The sequence below is a fragment of the Paenibacillus sp. FSL P2-0136 genome (assembly GCF_037975325.1).
Lineage (GTDB): Bacteria > Bacillota > Bacilli > Paenibacillales > Paenibacillaceae > Paenibacillus_AQ > Paenibacillus_AQ silagei.
Genome location: NZ_CP150244.1, coordinates 6,172,019 through 6,189,359 on the forward strand (window position 1 = coordinate 6,172,019; position 17,341 = coordinate 6,189,359).

Here is a 17,341-nt window from a genome sequence, read left to right on the forward strand (position 1 = left end):
CATCACAAGCTGGCGTTGATCTCGTCCAGAATCTGCTGGCCGCCCAGCTTGTGCCACTCGGATACGAAGGTATCGAAGGCGTCAATAGGCTCCGCACCCATGATGATCTTCGTGAAAATTTCACGTTCATAATCGCCCAGAATGCCCATTTTGTTCAGCATCGTTTCCGTGGTGCCTCCATAAGCCTGGGGAATCAGATGATCCGTGCCATAGCCCTCCACAATCGTTTTGAAGGCTTTGACCTGGTGATATTCCATATAGCCGGTCCCCTTGCCGTCCAGATAAGCTACGCTCGGTTCGTATTTCCCCGTCTCGGTCAGAGCCTGATCCAGCTTGCTGGGATCGCGCTTCTCGATGGCTTCGATCAGGTATTCCAAAGATTTCACGGTGGCATCATCGGTCGTAAGGGTCCGGGCCAGGGACAAGTGCCCCTGTTCCACAATGGTCTGCCCTTTTTCGAAAGCAAAGAATTTCTTGACCTCGGGATCGTTCCGGTTCGGACCGTAAGCCATCTCGTTGTAATCATTCAATAATTGGACAAGAATTTCGGGATGCTTATAGTCTTTGTTCACCGCGTAGTAGCTCACCACGGTTGTGCCTACATTGGCAAATACATCCTCGCCGTCGGCGCTTGGGGCCGCCAGTGGAGTCCAGACCATATCCGGCAGGCCCTCCAGGCCCGTACCGTACATGTATACGTTCCAGCAGCGTCCATAGCTGATGCCGTATTTGCCGCCGCTGACCTCCTCCGTTACCTTGGTCGTATCCTTCATGCCAAACTCAGGATCAATCAGGCCGGCCTGATACATTTCTCTGAGCTTAGCCAAGGCATTCTTCATTTCAGGCTGCACGCTGCCGTAGGTGATCTTGCCGTCATCTCCTTTGAGCCAGCTCTGCGGATAGGCATGGTAGCCGTTGAAGAATCCGGTGGTGGAGGTAATCCCGTCGAATAGCCAGTTGCTGAACGCCAGCCCGCCGGTGTCGTCAATGCCGTTGCCGTCCGGATCCTGTTCCTTGAAGGCCTTGGCCACCGCAATCACATCGTCAATGGTCTTCGGCACTGGTAAGTTCAGCTTATCCAGCCAGTCCTGCCTCACCCATAGCAGACTGGGTTCATAGATGACCGAGGTCGTGTAAGGCAAAGCCATGAGCTTGCCGTCAAAGGTAGCCGAATCCATCGCAAGGCCGCCGTCACCGGTGAGAATCTCCTTCGTCAAATCAGAAGCATGCTCCTCGAAAACATCGGTGAGATCCGCTGTCATACCGGCCTTTACCATGGTCTCCAGCTGGTTGGTGGAGGCTTCGATGACGATATCCGGAATCGATCCCGAGGCAATGACGATGTTCAGCTTCTCATTGTATTCATTCTGCAGAGCTGTCCATTCGTGTATGACGTTCAGATTGAACTTGTCAGCATAATGCCGGTACCAGATGTTGTTCGCAAAATCATCCCCTGCGGGATACCCCCAGGTGGGCAGGGAATAACGGCCTACCCGCAGGTCAATGGGTTGCTTGGGATCGGCACTGGAGCTGGCAGTGTCTTTGGTATTGGTATTGGATGGTGAGCTGCAGGCTGTCAGGGCCAAAAGAACGGTACTAATAGATAAAGCGGCAATTTTTCTCATGATTTTGCTTCCCCCTCATATTCGGTTTCTGCATGATCTCTTTATTGCACAATCAGAGCCGGCTGGCCCCAGAAGGCCCTGTCATATCCGTAGTCGCCCAAAGAATCAGTGATCAGGGTGATGATGACCGAAGTTCCGGCATATTCGGCCAGCGGGATACTGAACGGCGTCCAGGCCCCGCCCGGCATGATATCCTGCGACCACTTTACCGTTCCGTTCACCGCTATGCGGAAGCCGGCGCCCTGGGAGTCATCCGATCCGTCCTTAATGCCGGCGAATCCCTGCAGTACAGCCTGCGTGTCTGCGGGCAAATTCAAGGTATATTCAATATGCGTCTGCCCGTGCTGCGGCGGGTGGGCATCCAGCCCCTGCTTCTCAACGCCGAGTACAGAGCCGCTTCCCGGGAATCCGCCGAACGGAGACTGGGCTTGCCCTTCGCTTCCGTCCTCGAACACCAGGCTCGAATGATATGGAGCTCCGGGTAACGATAACGGCAGCTGCACAGGAGCAGACACGTTGTGAATCAGATACACCGTACCCGAGGCAGGTGCTGTAATTTCGTAGTGATTGTTACCTAGACTTACAGACGAGGCTGCTCCATAGCTGGATTGCACCACAGTTAAGGGCAGCGGGCTGTTCACCTTGAAGTTTACGCTGCGATTGCCGCCGTAAGTTGCGACGGCTACCGTAGGTGCCACCCATACGGCAGAATCATTGTCCACCGTCACACCGGGATGCGTCTCCAGCCGGAGGGTCACTTCTTTGCCTGCTAATTCCGACAAATCCAGCTCCATGGCTGTGGGTGAGGCACTTCTGCTGAACTGCTCTTCACTCAGCACCGTACGGTCTTCAGGCGCTTCTGCCTTATCCCAAGCGGATACCTTGAAGGTGACACCGTCACTGCTCGCAACGTTCTGCTCGGAGCCCAATTGCACACCGGCTTGAAAGCTCGCTGCCGCTGCCGCTGGCAGACTGATATCAAATTCCAGCCAGGTATGCCCGCCCTGCCACTGTCCTGCGTAAGGCGGATGGGCCAGGATCCGGTCGCCCCAGTGCTGCACAGTTCCTCCTCCGGGGAAGGAGTAGGAGAATCCGCCCGTGGTAGGGAACGGGGCAGCGGTAGTATGGACGGTACCGTCTCCAAGAACCTCTCCTGCTCTAACCGGTCCCTCGTAATTCAGCAGATCTATATCACCGGACAGAAGCTTGTCGTCCATAACGATGGTGGTGTGGGTGGACCGGCTGGACAGCCGTTTTAACGCCACATCCTCCGGCCACTCATAGACATGGAATCCCTCGGGATCGCGGACCTGGTTCAAATACAGATACGTTTTGTCCGGGTCCAGCCCGAACAGCTTCTGTTCGTCATAGAGTAGCCACCCCGGAATGCTTCCCGGCAACGGATAGGTCTCTGCCCCGTACAAATAACGCATGATGTCGGTGCCCCCGCCGGAAGGGTTCACTTCGTAGGCGGTCAGCTTCTCTCCGTAGGAATCGCGCACATATTTGGCACTGCCGCCATTAGCTGTCCTGAAAGCAAACAGAGTGGGATCTGACATATTGCTGAAATCAGCTGTAGGCTGTGCGCTCTGGTACCAATTCGCTTCATCCAGCAATTGCTCCATCAGCGGGGTGGCATTGGCGATCTGACCCAGATTGGGTCTGGTGAGCATCGGAATTGCCCCGAGCCTATTCTGAACGACCTTATGCCAGGCCATGTAATAGTCCTCCGTCATCGGGTTGGCATGATCGGGATGACCGTAAATGGTCGTATAGAGTGCAAAAATCGCAGAGCTGGCCGGAACCACCTGGTCGATTTTGCTCTCATCCCAGGTGCCGCTCGCGGCGAAGATGCCATATGCATGACGCTGTGCAAAGGACTCGTACCGGGTCGTGATTTCATTCAGGCTTTCTCCGCCCAAGGCGATATTCTCCGGCAGCGCTTCTCTAAGCTCGCGGTGCAGGGCGATATTGCCTTGCATCATGTTGTTGCCGTCAATCAGGCCGTTGGCATCGTTATACATGAGCAGCGACTGGTCCAAGTGCAGCGCGTCCGGTCCGACCTCATTCACCAGGGCAGTCATCTTGTTAACGAAGAGTTCCCGCCACGCCTCCGCCGCCGGATTAATAACGGCAAATGAAATCTGTTCCGATCCTGCTGTATACTCCCAGCGCTTCCGCTCCAGCGTGAACGGATCCTTCACCTGATAGGGCTGCATCTGTGTGTAATTCTCGTTGTTAAACGATGTTCCAAAGATGTTAACATACAGCATTACGCGGAACCCCAGCGCCTGAGCGGCGTCGATCTTGGCGGCGATATCCGGCTTAGGCTCATAATTGGGAAAATTCACGTCATAGGGGTCCGCTCTCCAGCCAGGAACGACCAGCAGCGTCCGCCCGGGATCTACCCGCTCTGCAAGCTCCTCCAGCATCGGCTGGTCTTCCAGATCCGTCAGCACCGTGAATCCGATATCCTTGGCCCAATCCGGTGCCTTCGCGGCAGATTCAGACAACCCGAAAGCACCATCTGCCCACTCCCGGTACATCGCAGATCCTTTTGCCCAGTCACCGGCGTAGGCTTTAAGCCGCCAATCCGTGGAGACCGACTTGGTCGTTTGCTGAAATGGAGCGGGTGATTGCGTCTCTATTCCAACATAGAAGCTGCCATTCTCATGCTTCACATGCAATGTTTTGAAGAAATCAGCATTGTCATCCGCATGAACCAGCAATCCGCCCTCTGCCCCCTGCACAAGAAACATCTGCGCCTCCCAGACATCGGGATAGGTGAACTGGGAGAAGCCATAGGCGGCGTCCGGTGATTCGGCAGTGAGCCGGATCCCGCCCAGTGCAGGAATAATCAGATCATACGTATCGGGGATAATGAATCCCCATTGCATGCCCGATATGCCTGGCTGCTCTGTCTGCGCATGTTGGCTGACGGTCAAGGTACCGTCATATTTACGGGCAACCGTCGTCTCCAGCTCAGCCAGCGAAGTGCCCGACCCCCAGGTGTGTTCATAGGTGACATGCCCTCTCTTCGCTGAAACGATGGAAGCTGCCGTATCATTCCACAGATTGTTCTGCGCCAGATGGCGGATACCAGTCAGCTTGCCTTCGTTGCCGCGGGCCAGATTTATCGTTCCATAGGTGAAGTCGATGGCGGCTGTGCCGGAATCAATCGTTACCTTCCCATTGACTGGATCTGCAGCACTGAAGCCCGGCAGAAGGCTATACAACAGCATACACGCCACACACACCATCACTGTTCTTCTGACAATATTGATCATTACCTATCCCCTCTCTTGATCCGGATTGGAATGAATCTGCATTTCAAACTGGCTGAACCTGAATTCCGCACTCCCCTCACTAACGAACAATCCCTTCCCTCCTTGCTGGAAATCATACAGCCGCGTGCTTAACGCAATCTCCCCGTTCACATAGACTACGCAAACCTGATCTTCCAGATAGACGCTTAACGAGCACGGGGTTCCGGGCAGCAATTGCAGCGGCCGCTCCATGCCGACGGCGTAAGGGACATCCCCCTTCCTCGGCCACTGGTCAACAACAATCCGGTTACGGCCCGGCTCCAGCCGGATCATATACCCCTGCCCGAACTCCTGATCGGTCCGCAGAACAATGCCGCAGCCCCGGGTGCCGGGAGCGAACGTTATCGTTGCCTCCAGCTTGCAGGCGCCGTCCGGTAATGGCCCCGCATAGGCACCGGCGAAGGAATCGGCTGCCGTAACCGCGGCCGTGCTGCCGCTGAACTTCCAGCGTCCGAGCACTTCGGTGAAGGATAAAGCGCTTTCTTTATTGAACGCAGCATTCAGGGTATCCGGCACTTTTACAAGCAGCGCACCATCCGTGCCCTGTACGACTTCATGCACAACCAGATGTCCGCCCCATTGCCAGGTGCCCCCGTCATGCTCGCCTTCCCGCGTCGGATTCCATCCGAATGCATAACGCCGCTCACCGTCAGTCCAGGTCTTGGCGGCATAGAATGCCCGGGTATCAAGTGCATCGTTCTCCGGCGCCAGCCAAGGCCCCTGCAGCGAGCGGCTCATCCGGTAATGCGTGACCGTACGGTCCGAGAATGTCGAGTACAGAAGGTACCACCAGTCCCCCATCCGGAACAGGTCCGGGCATTCATGAGTCGTATACAGGTAGGGAGCCCAGAACGGATCGCGTACCTCCCAGCTGGTCAAATCCTTGGAGGCGCATAGGGCAACGCAGCCGCGGCGACCCGCGGGGCCCTCCTTCAACCGGGCGGCAAGGAGCATCCAATATTCCCCCGCCTCCTCGTTCCAGAACACAAACGGATCACGCCAGTCATGCTCCTCGTAGCCCTCCGTTGGTGCGTAGAAGGCATCCTCCGGCCGTTTTTCCCAATGTACAAAATCGCTGCTGACCGCATGCATCACTGCCTGCTGCGCCTTGCCCTCCGCCGGATAATGAAAATTGTTGCCGGTATAGAAAATATGATACAGTCCGTCTTTCTTCAGCACGCATCCCGTATAGATATACAAGTCCTGCTCGGATACCCCGCCCCTCGGCAGAACCTCTCCGTATTCCTTGTAGTGAATGAAATCCCGGGTCCCCAGCAGAAACCAGGGCGTGCCTTCACCGTGTCCTTCCCTGTCGCGCCAATCTTTCAGATACAGCAGCTTGAACTCGCCGTCTTCATAGAACGGGATAACGTCGGCCAGCCAGCCGTCTTCAGGCTTGTAGAATAATTTGCTCATGCTGCTCGTTCACTCTCCTCCATACGGTTCATTAATTTCTTCCAGGATCGCCTTACCGCCAAGCCGGTTCCAATCCTTTACGAATCTATCGAATTCATCAATGGAAACCGCCCCCATAATAATTTTGGTGAAGGTTTCTTTCTCGAGTCTGTCCAGCATGGCCCACTTCTCTGTCATCGTAGGGGTCTGTCCGCCGAAGGCAGTCATCAGCAGCCGGTCGCCGCTATAGTGGTCCATGGTCGTCTCGAACCCGAAATATTGATGGGCAACGGCCCAATTATCCATATTCCCGGTTGTCAGGTAATCAAGGGTCGGCCCGTATTTGTCGGTTTCGGTGAGCGCATCCCTCAGCAGGCTTCCATCCTCGTTCCTGATGGCCTCGCGCAGTAACGACAACGACTCTGCCACATCCTCGTTGGATACACCGGATTGGACAAAGGACAGCCTGGAGGTGTTGATCCGTCCGCCGGCTTCTTCCACAGTAATGAATTCGCCTTCGCCGCGTCTGGAGCCGTGAACCACCTCTTCATGCAGGTTCAGCATTTTCACCACAGCTTCCGGGTGCTGATAGCCTTTGCGCACTACGACATATCCGCTGGCCGAGAATCCGACGCTGGCCTTGGCCGGCACACCATCCACTGAAGGCACCGGAAACGGCTTCCACTCCATTCCGGGGTTTTGGCGTACAGCATCCAGGAATACATAGGGATTCCAGTTGGCGCCGAACGTCATGCCCAGCTTGTTGGCCGAGATATCTTCCACCACCTGGTCGCTGTCCTTGACACCGAATTCCCGGTCCAGCTGCCCGCTCTTATACATCTCCTGAAGCTTGCCCAGCGCATGCTTCATCTCCGGCTGTATGGAGCCGTAAATCACCTGACCGTTCCCGTCCTTGATCCAGGTCTGCGGATAAGCGTGATACGCATTGAAGAATCCGGTAACCGAGGCAATGCCGCCATACAGGTAATTATTGATGGCCAGGCCAAAGGTGTCCTGCCGGTTGTTGCCGTCGGGATCTTGCCCCGTAAATGCATCGGCAATCGCAAACACCTCCTCCAGCGTTTTAGGCTCAGGCAGACCTAATTTGTCCAGCCAGTCCGTTCGCACCCACAGCAGATTGGCTTCGTAGATCGGAGCATTGACGATGGGAATCGCCAGCAGTTTGCCGTTGAACGTAGCGGAAGCCAAGGCCGCACCGCCGTCTCCCAGCTGCAGTTTTTTGGTGCGGCCGGAAGCGAAGCGCTCGTATACCGCCGTCAGATCTTCCAGTTGATCCGCATCCGCCAGCTGTTTGAGCTGGCCTGCGGAAACGGAGAACATCTCCGGCAGACTGCCCAATGCAATCAGGACATTCAGCTTGCGGCTGTACTCCCCCGGCAGGGCGGTCCAATCGTGTTCAATTTCGATGCCCAGCAGGCTGCGGTACTCCCGGTACCAGATATTATCTTCAATGCTGTCACCGCCGGGATACGTCCAGGTCTGATCGACCGGACGCGCGATATGAAGCTGAATCGGCGGATCGTATTTTCCAAACGGGTAGACTTCATGTTCCGCAGAGTTCAAAATTCTGCCTGTTCCGGGACTGCTCGCGCTCAGCAGCAGCGACAGAACAATTCCGTAAGACGTCAAGACTGCCAATCTCTTTCCCTTCACTTCTTATCCCCCTTCAATCTTGGAGGAGCTTCGTGAAAGTTCGCCTTATTTAGCATTATTATAGGCTCGCTTCCCCTGACCCCTCTACTCGCCGATTTTCACTTTTGATTATCCGATTTGGATAAGGTATGCCGCTCTCTGTATTCCTGGGGAGTAATGCCGGTCTCCTTCTTGAAAAAGCGGTAGAAGGATTGCTCCGTCATAAAGCCGACCGCTTTCGAAATGTCCTGAACAATCAGACTGCCGCCCTCCAGCAGCTTCCGGGCTTCAGCCAATCGGGAAGAAGCCACGTAATCCGGCAACGACTGGCCCGTTAAACGCTTATACAACCGGGTCAAGTAATACGGATTGTAGCCGACGACATCACCGATCCGGGTCAGTGACAGATCACCGGCCAAATGGTGCTCCACGTACAACCGGACGCGGGTAATCAAATCATGCTCGCGGTAGACCTGGTCATCTTGCTTTTGTTCAAACAGCTGCATGGCCAGCGCCGACAAATAATCTTCCGCGCTCTCCCAAGAAGGGTGGGCCCCATATCTTGTAAGCTTGTCCAAATCAATGGACTCTCCGATGACCTCATGCAGTTCCCAGCGGTTCATATAAGACAGCAACAAACACATGAGCGAATAGTAGATCTCCAGCTTCAGCCGGTTGTCGGTGCCACGCGCAGTGGAGGCCAAAGCTGCCAGCTTGCCGAATTCGAGAAAAAAATGCTCCTGCTGTCCGTTGTCCAAATAAGCCGCCATGGCCCCCAGCTTCCCCAATTGGCTGCTAATTTCATGATTGTGCAGCTCTGCCTGCTGCGCCTCCTCTCCAGCTTCCTTGCGCTGTTCGATCAGAACTAGCTCCTTGCCCATGCCGAGTCCCCGGCCCAGCAGCGCCTTCAGGGTGCTGAACTGCCGGGGCGCCTCGTCCCAGGGGCGAAATGCTGCACCGGCCGAGAACGACAGCCGCAGCTTCAGCAGCCGCTTGCAGCTCATGGCGATCGTCTCAAGCGTCCCATGGATGAACCGGAGCGCCCGCGCCCTGTCCTCCGGAGCATCTGCCATAGGCTGCAGCAGCCACAGCAGCTTGTTCTTCTCATAACGCAGACTGAGGCAGCGCACGGAGGGGAGCCAATATTCTTCGGCAATATTCCGGATAGCGTACAGCATCAGCTCCCTGTCTGCTACACTAAGCTCGTCCCGCCAATCGTCCACACGCCCGATGGTGAGCAGTACGCCCCGGGCAGCATTCAGCGGGCATTCCAGCTCCTGGAATTTATGTGCAAGCTGGCTTACGCCCGGGCTATCCCCCTGCATCAGCTCCAACAAATAATCGCCCAGCAGCATCGGGCGGACAAGCTGTAGCTGCCGGTGCGCGCGCTCGATCAGCTCTTCTGCTTCCACCGCCGCATCCAACTGTGCAGCAGCCTGCTCCACAGCGCGTAGAATCGCGTCCTCGCCTTCTGTCTTTAACAGATAGTCCACCCCGCCGCCACGCATGACTTGCTGTATATAATCAAATTCGTTATATCCGCTCAAAAAAATAATTTTGCACCACGGCCAGTGACGTCTGATTTCCTGCTGCAGCTCAAGCCCGTCCATTCCCGGCATACGGATATCGGACAATACAATATCGAACTTCATCTTCCCCAGCTGCTCCAGTGCCTCCGTAGCGGAATACGCACCGTATACCTCCAGCTCCAGCTTGTCCCAATGCCCGAACAGATCAAGCAGGTTCCGTACAATCCACCGTTCATTATCGACAATCAGCAGTCTGATCATGGCTGTCTCCCTTCTTCCCGTCTTATCATCAGCAGCACCTTCAATCCGCCCAGCCCGCTGCGTGACACCTCAATTCCGAACGCCGGACCATAGTGCAACTGAAGCCGGCGGTGCACATTGAGGATTCCTGTCGTCTCCATAGCTTCTTCAGCAAGAGCCAGCGTTCTGCGCAGCGCATGCAGCTGTTCATCATCCAGCGATTCGCCGTTGTCTTCTACCCCGATGACCAGCCGGTCCGCCCCTTCCTCCCGGAAGGTTACCCGCAGCATCCCTTCTGCCAGCTTGTTCTCCAGCCCGTGGGCATAAGCATTCTCAATTAATGGCTGGACAATGAGCCGAGGCACCATGGAAGCCTCCCACCCCTGCGGTATGGACTCCAGTTCGGCTGTGACCGTACCGGCGAAACGTATATTCTGAATCTCGACATAAGACCATGCGTGCTTCATCTCTGCAAGCAGACTGACCTGCTCTGCTCCACTACGTGTAATAAACTGAAAATAGCCGCTGAGATGGTGAAGCATCCGCTCGGCTACTTCATGTTCCCTCATTCGGACAAGACCCTGCAGAATGAAGAAGGTGTTGTAGAAAAAATGGGGGTTAATCTGCGATTGCAATTGCTTAAGCTCGGATTGCTGGGATCTGATTCTCTGCTCATACACCTCATGAATCAACTCCTGAATCCGCTCCAGCATATGGTTGAAGTGGTTATATACATAATTGAATTCATCCTGATTGCCGTGATAGAGCCTGACACTCAGATCACCCATCTCCACTCTCCGGAAGGAAGTAATCAGCCGCCTCATCGGCTTATGAATAAACCTGTATATCCAGTAAGAGAAAACTACGGCGAGCAGCAAAGCGACTAGCGACTCTCCCCAAATCCAGTTGCGATGCTTGTTCAGCGGCTCTAGCACCGTCTCCGCAGGAACAAATACGGCCAAAGTCGTCCCCAGCAGTGATGAATATTCACTGGCTCCAAAATAGTCAATGCCTGCTGACTCCAGCCGGTATTGGCCGGACTCGCCGCTGTCGTCGAGCAGTTCTCCCCGCAGTGCTTCCCCGAACGCAGCCAGCAGCGAGTCCTCCACGCCGGAGGTAATCTGCCACTGGCCGCCGATGTCCATCCATACAGCTCCGCCGCCCTCGCCCTCCGCCATGCTGGAGAGTGAGCGGAGAATCTCCGGGCGTGACAGCTCAATTTCGATGGCCAGCACAGGCGGCCGGCCGGCGTACACCGCATCGGGGTACACGCCGCTCATCAGCAGCTTCTCGCCCATGCCGAAGATCGGTGATTTCATGTGAGCCGGGTTCAGAATGCCCTCCAATTCTTCAAGCGGCATCTCACTGTCGAAATTGTTGGCATTGATGCTTCGGTCCAGGGAAGGAATATACAGCTTAACGTTCTCCACGAACGGGCTGGAGCTTTTGAGCAAATACAATTTACTCTTGGCGGATAATAAGGCGCGGGTGCGTTCATAGTCGTTCAACTGGTTCGGAACCGTCGCCAGCAAGAGCAAATCGTCATCATTGACATACTCCAGCTTCAGCCGCGTAAGCCGGGTCAGCTCTGTCTCCAGCGAAGTCAGATAGAAGTGGACACGGCTGGCCATGGATTCCGAGATTTGCTTCTGGACAACCTCCTGTCCGGATTGATTCATGACCAGACCCCACAGGTAGAGCGGAATAATGACAAGCAAGAAAGCCATAACAAGTTTGGGATAAATTGAAAGCGTTCTCATAAATCTGATCAACAGCATCTCTCTCCTTCCACAAGCCTCCCCTGTAGTCCCATCATACCTCTGCAGCAGGCCCTTAAACAATAATAAAGAGAGGCGGTTAGCCTCTCACATTTCAAGCAGAAATTGTATGGTTTTGTCCTCGAAGCCCGGCAGCCGTTCATGGATGAAATCGGGATAGATCTCCAGTTTCTTCTCGCAGCGGATTCGGTTGTAGGCGGCGAATTGTGTCGAAGGCGGACACACCGTATCCAGCAATCCCACACCCATCATCACCTTGCCGCTGATCCGGTCCGCCAGATGTTGAACATCAATATAGCCGAGCCGTTCAAAAATCTCATCCTCCCGCAGGTGCTGGGGATCGCGGTGACGGAAAAACGTCCGCAGTTCCTCGTAAGCATCTCGGGCCAGGTCCATTTCCCATACCCGTTTATAATCACACAGGAACGGAACACTGGGTGCAGCCCGGTTGATCCGCGGCTCAAGCGCCGCACAGGCCAGCGCCAGCCCTCCTCCTTGCGATCCGCCGATTGCACCGACGCGGGCCGCATCCACTTCCGGCATGTCCATTACAATTCCAGCGAGCTGTGCCGTATCAAGATAGATCTGCCGGAACAGCAGCCGTTCGGGCGCATCATCCATTCCGCGAATTAAGTGCCCTTTATGTGTGGTTCCTTTGACCCCGCCAACATCTTCGGACAGTCCTCCCTGGCCTCTGCAATCCAATGTGGCTATAGTAAAGCCCAAGGATGCATAGATTAGCTTGTCGGCCCAGTCATCCGAATGGTGGGCGTACCCATGGAACTGCACTACCGCCGGGTGCGGACCTGCAGCATGCTTCGGCTTGACCAGCTTCGCATGGATACGCGCCCCGCCTGTCCCCGTGAAATACAAATGGAAGCATTCGGCGAACGGAACCTGAAATTCGCTTCTCACCAGTTCAACACGGGCATCCGTATTTCTCATCTCTTGCAGTGCTTGTTCCCAATAAGCCTCGAAGTTGGCCGGACGGGGATTACGTCCCTCATAAGTCAATAATTGTTCTAACGGCATATCGACTAACGGCATTAATAAGCACCTCCGTCTCTTGGTTTGTGTGTCCCATATCAAATACAGTACAATGTTGCCAGCAACGCAGATTAGCCCGGAAGAAGAGGAGGCCGAACCATGAGCTTGTTGTTCAACCTGCCCGAAGTCAAGGAATTGCTGCGCAATTTCTATACATTGACCGGTATCCGCACCGTGATTTTCGACAATTCCTTTACTGAGCTGGCTGCCTATCCCACCCGCCATTCGACATATTGCCATATCATTCGCAGTGATCCGCGCGCGGAGGCCCAGTGCATCCTCTGTGACCAGGCAGCCTGCACCCAAGTGAAAAAGGAGAAAACCCTCTACACCTATCAATGTCATGCCGGACTTACCGAAACGGTGGTTCCTATTCAAACGGACAATCAGGTCATCGGATATATTATGTTCGGCCAATTGCTGCAGACCGGGTCCCGTGATGAGTTATGGGAGAAGGTCTGTGAGAATATGAGTCCCTATAATGTGGATATGAATAAACTGTACAGCGCCTTCCAGCGCAAAAAACACATCTCCAAGGAAGTCATTGATGCTTACGCCAAAACCATGGAGATGAGCGCCAGCTACCTGTATCTATCCCGGATGCTGGTTCTGAAGGAGGATACGCTGGCACAAAAGATCGACGGTTATATTACAGAGCATATCCAGGAACCGCTCTCCGTTCCCGTTCTGTGCAAAGCATTCAGCATCAGCAAATCCCATCTCTATAAGCTCTCGGAGCAGAACTTTGGCATGGGCATGGCAGAATATATCCGTAGCCTCCGTATCCAAATGGCCAAAAGGCTGCTGGGTGACACCGACAGTCCGATTTACGAAATTGCGGAGCAAGTCGGCATTCCCGATTATAATTACTTTACCAAAGCCTTCAAAAGGGTCACCGGCACATTGCCCAGAGTCTACCGCAAAGAAAACACTTTACAAGGACGCACTCTGGACCGGTTCTAATTATAAATGGGAGCGTATACAGCATGGGAGGCGCCATGGCTGTCTCCCGTAAGCAGCTGACTTTTTATCCCCCCCGGTTTATAGCTATATTGCCCTGCTCTTTGCTGATCTTATCATCCATTCCTGGACCAAAATAGTAATATTCGTTTGAATTAATAGTCATTTTGTTTCAAGGGTGTGGATTATAGGCGGCGTGCCTATCTTATCACAAGACAAAAAAAAGCCGGCATTCGCCGGCCCTTACTTAAATCCAAGCGCGAAGATTCACCTGCTTGATGAAATCCGCCTGGGACAAACTTTCTTGGGATGTTGTCTCTATCTCTTCCACTTCAACTTCTTCGCCATTCATCAGGTGATGGAACAGCTTCTCGTTGTACGTTGACAGTGCATAATCTATCAGCGCTTCGTGCGTGGCTCTCTCGGCTTCTGCTATCAGCAATTGCTCCTCGGCCTCAATATCCTCTGCCGTAACATAGAAATTCCGGTTAGCTTCGGGAACACGAATGACATAATCAAACGCATTATCAGGATTGCGGTCGTAAGCAATCAGGTAGCCATAGTCTCCGATAGGAAGACTCTGCTCAAAAGCGTCCGCGACAATGACAATCTTCTCTCCTAAACGCAGCATCATCCTACCTCCTGACCAAATCTATCATGGATCTGCTTGTTTCAACAGTCTACTAAAAAAAGATAGAGCTGTCCAGCAGCAGGATGATGGTACGATGAATTTCCGCAGAAAACACTCTGAAAATTCATGAAAGATCGCTTACTTATTGCAAAGCTTGCTAAACTGGCAATTTATTCCTTCCAGCCAGCAGTGAGGCACCGGCAATACAAATAATAATCAGGAGCACTGCGGAGACAATCGGTGCCAAGCTCACTCCGGTGCCTCCATCTGCAAGCACAGCGGCAGACATTCCCGGCAGAGAAGCAGGCATCCAGTTCAGCTTAACCGGCAACAGGCCATGGACGAGGCTCATGACCGCTGCCAGCAGGAGAGATAGACCGGCAGCAGCAGGCCCGCGCAGCCAGGCACTGAAGAGCAGCGTAAGCGACACCGCACAGAGCAGCCACAGCGCATACAGTCCGGACGCTGCAATCACATCCCGCCAGGATAAAGCCCCCATAAGCTGTACTGTATAATAAGCCGCTCCCGCTGCCCCCAGCCCAATGGCAATAACCAGCACTGTGAAGTTCGCGGTCCATTTGGCTGCAACAACGGATATAGAGGAGACCGGCTTCGCCATTAACAGTTCAGAGGTACCGCTGCTGCGCTCACCTGCCAGGCTGTTCATCGTTCCCAGCACCAGAATCAGCATCCCAATTGTTCCATACTGGCCCAGGGCCTGAGCCATTACAGAAGACGCGGCCGGTCTCTCCATATTCTCCATCAATCCAGCCGGGACATTGGAAGAGAACGCCAGGATATCCGCCATATAAAAGCTGACCAGCGGCTGCATAATTCCCAGAACAATAAACACCACCGGAATCCAAATCAGCTTATAGCTGCGCACACTCTCCAGCATCTCCTTCAAATATAGAGCCCAAAGTCTCCTCATGTTCCCACCACCTTCATGAACAGGTCCTCCAGTGTCGATGAGCCTGCTTCAAATTGCAGCAGCGGAATATCCAGCTCCACAGCTTCCTGCAAGAGCGTCCGGCGGGCGAGTTCTACATCTGTGACGTTGAACACGGCCTTACCATCCGAAATTAGCGCTTCTTCAATAAAGTCCTTGTGTCTAAGCGCTTCAAGCCAGCGGATAGCCAAATCTTCTTTCCTTGTAGTGAGCCGGATTACCGGCAGACTGTACTCTGCGCGGAGACTGGACAAGGTTCCTTGAACGGCTATAGTCCCCTTGTTCATCAATACGACATCATCGCATATCTCTTCCGCATCATGCAGCACATGCGTGGAGAAAATAACAGTTGTCTCCTCCCGGATGTCCCTGAGCAGCTCCATGACTTCCCGGCGTCCGATAGGATCAAGCGCGGAGACAGGCTCATCCAGCAAAAGCAGGCGCGGTCGGTGTACCAGGGCCTGGCCCAGCCCAAGGCGCTGCTTCATCCCCCCGGAATAACCGCCAATCCGTCGCCGTGCCGCAGAGCCTAGTCCCACACGCTCCAGCACAGCGCCCGATGCCGCCGCAGCCTCCCGTGCATTCATGCCGCTCATCCTGGCGGCAAATAAGATGTATTCGTGACCGCTCATCCAGTTGTAAAAAGCCGGGGCTTGGGGGAGATAACCCAAATACTGACGGTAATCCGTCCCCGGAGAGCCCCCGCCAAAAGTGATCGTTCCGGCAGTCTGCGGCAGAAGACCGGCAAGCATACGCAGCGTTGTAGTCTTCCCGGCTCCATTGGGTCCGAGCAGCGCGACACAGCGTCCTGCTTCAATTCCAAAGCTGATGCCGTTCACCGAGGGATGCCCCTTAAAGCTCTTGTGAAGATCCTTGACCTCAAGCAGCGGCATCAGAATTCTTTCCTTCCAAGAGTGAAGTAAGCCACGCTGCCCAGCAGGTTGCCAAAAATCAAGAACAGAACCCACATCCATTTCGGTCCGCGTACTTGCTCTGTCTTGCTCAATGAAATCAGACCGATTATTGCCAGCACTACCTGCAGTGCAAGCAGCGGCCCAATCAATCCCCAATTCAAATCCTTCATAAAGGTATCCTCCTTGTCTCCCTGGCAAGGGACGATTGTCTCAGCGGCTCCTTCCAGCCTTCCGTTTGCGCTTATCTGGAAGAACTACAAACAGCAGGTAACATACTGCCGGTGACGGTGCACCGGTAAGTCCCCAGATTCCCCAGAACCAGGCCTTCCTCCCCTGACCTCTGTCCCTGGCATCACGGAACAGCCAGGTTCCCTGCAGCAGCAGCACAACTGCAAGAATTATCCAAATCCAAACAGGTATCTCCTGCAGCTCCTTCACGATTATGATTCCTCCCGCCCGTGTCTGATCCGCGCTGCTCCCAGGCTGCCAAGTGCGCTCAGAATGAACACTGCCTGCAGACTCCAATACAGCACCGGCGCCGTACTTAGAATAGAAATCACTATGGTAACCAGCACAAGAGCCACTAGAATGAATAGCAGCAGTTCCTTACGGCGCCGCTTCCTCCGGCGGACAGCTTCCCCGGCAATTAGCTGCTCCAGCTCCGGCAAGGAGGGCAGAGTAACATCGGCGTACAGCATATCCAGATGATCCAGTTCTTCGGACAGCTTACCCAGCAGCTCCTCGTCACTCTTAAACCTCATCCTCATTCAGCTCCTTTCGCAGTTGACCCAGTCCGGCAGCTACCCGTGATTTGACCGTTCCGGAAGGGATCTCCAGCATCTCCCCGATCTCATCGTAGCTGTATCCGTAATAATGCTTCAGCAGCACAGCCATTCTGTGCGCAGAGGATAGACGCGACAAGGCGTCGAGCACTTCACTCCACTCCATATTCCGGCTCTCAAAGCTCCAGCGCAGACTGCGGTTACCCTGCTCCTGCATCTGCCCTTCCCGCCACTGCGCCTCCCGGCTCCAGCGCCGCTTACGGTCAATATACAACCGGCTGCCAATGGTAATTAGCCATGAAGAGAATGCCGAGGTCCCATTATAAGTCCCGATCTTCTCCATGCATCTGACCATCGTGTCCTGAGCAATCTCTTCCGCAAGCAAAGGGTCAAGTGTCGCTTTGATCAGATACTTGTACAGGAAGGGATAATGCTCCCGCAGCAGCACCGCCAGTGCGGCAGCGTCACCCTGCTGTGCCTGACTGATCATCTCCAGCGTCGTGTCGCCCATA

15 protein-coding genes are annotated in these 17,341 nt (G+C 54.4%); 1 reads left to right on the forward strand and 14 read right to left on the reverse strand.

The features are described from left to right. Nucleotides 1–2 precede the first annotated feature (2 nt). From NYE26_RS26230 to NYE26_RS26260, 7 genes are all read right to left on the reverse strand, one after another. On the reverse strand, nt 3–1,625 hold the full coding sequence (locus NYE26_RS26230; protein WP_339251253.1) for an extracellular solute-binding protein: 1,623 nt from the start codon (nt 1,623–1,625) through the stop codon (nt 3–5). Nucleotides 1,626–1,666: 41 nt separating this feature from the next. Continuing rightward, on the reverse strand, nt 1,667–4,912 hold the full coding sequence (locus tag NYE26_RS26235) for a DUF6259 domain-containing protein (RefSeq protein ID WP_339251255.1): 3,246 nt from the start codon (nt 4,910–4,912) through the stop codon (nt 1,667–1,669). A gap of 3 nt (nt 4,913–4,915) precedes the next feature. Continuing rightward, on the reverse strand, nt 4,916–6,367 hold the full coding sequence (locus NYE26_RS26240) for a family 43 glycosylhydrolase (protein WP_339251257.1): 1,452 nt from the start codon (nt 6,365–6,367) through the stop codon (nt 4,916–4,918). A gap of 9 nt (nt 6,368–6,376) precedes the next feature. Beyond that, the gene (locus NYE26_RS26245) at nt 6,377–8,020 is read right to left on the reverse strand and encodes an extracellular solute-binding protein (protein ID WP_339251259.1); all 1,644 of its coding nucleotides are present in this window, start codon (nt 8,018–8,020) and stop codon (nt 6,377–6,379) included. Nucleotides 8,021–8,118: 98 nt separating this feature from the next. Continuing rightward, nucleotides 8,119–9,789: a response regulator gene (locus NYE26_RS26250; protein ID WP_339251261.1), complete on the reverse strand. Its 1,671-nt coding sequence runs from the start codon at nt 9,787–9,789 to the stop codon at nt 8,119–8,121. Continuing rightward, nucleotides 9,786–11,528, reverse strand: a complete 1,743-nt coding sequence (locus NYE26_RS26255) for a histidine kinase (RefSeq protein WP_339251263.1) — start codon at nt 11,526–11,528, stop codon at nt 9,786–9,788. Before NYE26_RS26255 ends, NYE26_RS26250 begins: the two co-directional genes overlap by 4 nt. Nucleotides 11,529–11,633: 105 nt before the next feature. Then, complete coding sequence (locus tag NYE26_RS26260) at nt 11,634–12,593, reverse strand: acetylxylan esterase (protein WP_339251265.1); 960 nt, start codon at nt 12,591–12,593, stop codon at nt 11,634–11,636. A 99-nt stretch (nt 12,594–12,692) separates the two neighbouring features. Here NYE26_RS26260 and NYE26_RS26265 point away from each other — a divergent pair, with 99 nt between their 5' ends. Next, nucleotides 12,693–13,556, forward strand: a complete 864-nt coding sequence (locus tag NYE26_RS26265; RefSeq protein ID WP_339251267.1) for a PocR ligand-binding domain-containing protein — start codon at nt 12,693–12,695, stop codon at nt 13,554–13,556. A 244-nt stretch (nt 13,557–13,800) separates the two neighbouring features. Here the strand turns inward: NYE26_RS26265 and NYE26_RS26270 are convergent, their stop codons facing one another. From NYE26_RS26270 to sigY, 7 genes are all read right to left on the reverse strand, one after another. After that, complete coding sequence (locus tag NYE26_RS26270) at nt 13,801–14,184, reverse strand: ATPase (RefSeq protein ID WP_339257619.1); 384 nt, start codon at nt 14,182–14,184, stop codon at nt 13,801–13,803. A gap of 157 nt (nt 14,185–14,341) precedes the next feature. After that, nucleotides 14,342–15,115 carry an ABC transporter permease subunit gene (locus NYE26_RS26275; protein WP_339251269.1) on the reverse strand — a complete coding sequence of 258 codons (774 nt, stop codon included), beginning with the start codon at nt 15,113–15,115 and terminating at the stop codon, nt 14,342–14,344. Continuing rightward, on the reverse strand, nt 15,112–16,026 hold the full coding sequence (locus NYE26_RS26280; protein WP_339251271.1) for an ABC transporter ATP-binding protein: 915 nt from the start codon (nt 16,024–16,026) through the stop codon (nt 15,112–15,114). The genes NYE26_RS26275 and NYE26_RS26280 overlap by 4 nt, the downstream gene beginning before the upstream one ends. Next, nucleotides 16,026–16,217 (reverse strand): PLD nuclease N-terminal domain-containing protein, encoded by a 192-nt coding sequence (locus tag NYE26_RS26285; protein ID WP_036726214.1) that lies wholly within the window; start codon nt 16,215–16,217, stop codon nt 16,026–16,028. The genes NYE26_RS26280 and NYE26_RS26285 overlap by 1 nt, the downstream gene beginning before the upstream one ends. Nucleotides 16,218–16,257: 40 nt before the next feature. Next, nucleotides 16,258–16,485 carry a hypothetical protein gene (locus NYE26_RS26290; RefSeq protein ID WP_209879990.1) on the reverse strand — a complete coding sequence of 76 codons (228 nt, stop codon included), beginning with the start codon at nt 16,483–16,485 and terminating at the stop codon, nt 16,258–16,260. 2 nt (nt 16,486–16,487) lie between these two features. Continuing rightward, entirely contained in the window at nt 16,488–16,808 is a 321-nt protein-coding gene (locus NYE26_RS26295) for a YxlC family protein (protein ID WP_339251274.1), read from the reverse strand. After that, nucleotides 16,798–17,340: an RNA polymerase sigma factor SigY gene (gene sigY, locus NYE26_RS26300; RefSeq protein WP_209880030.1), complete on the reverse strand. Its 543-nt coding sequence runs from the start codon at nt 17,338–17,340 to the stop codon at nt 16,798–16,800. The genes NYE26_RS26295 and sigY overlap by 11 nt, the downstream gene beginning before the upstream one ends. Between the last annotated feature and the right edge of the window lies 1 nt (nt 17,341).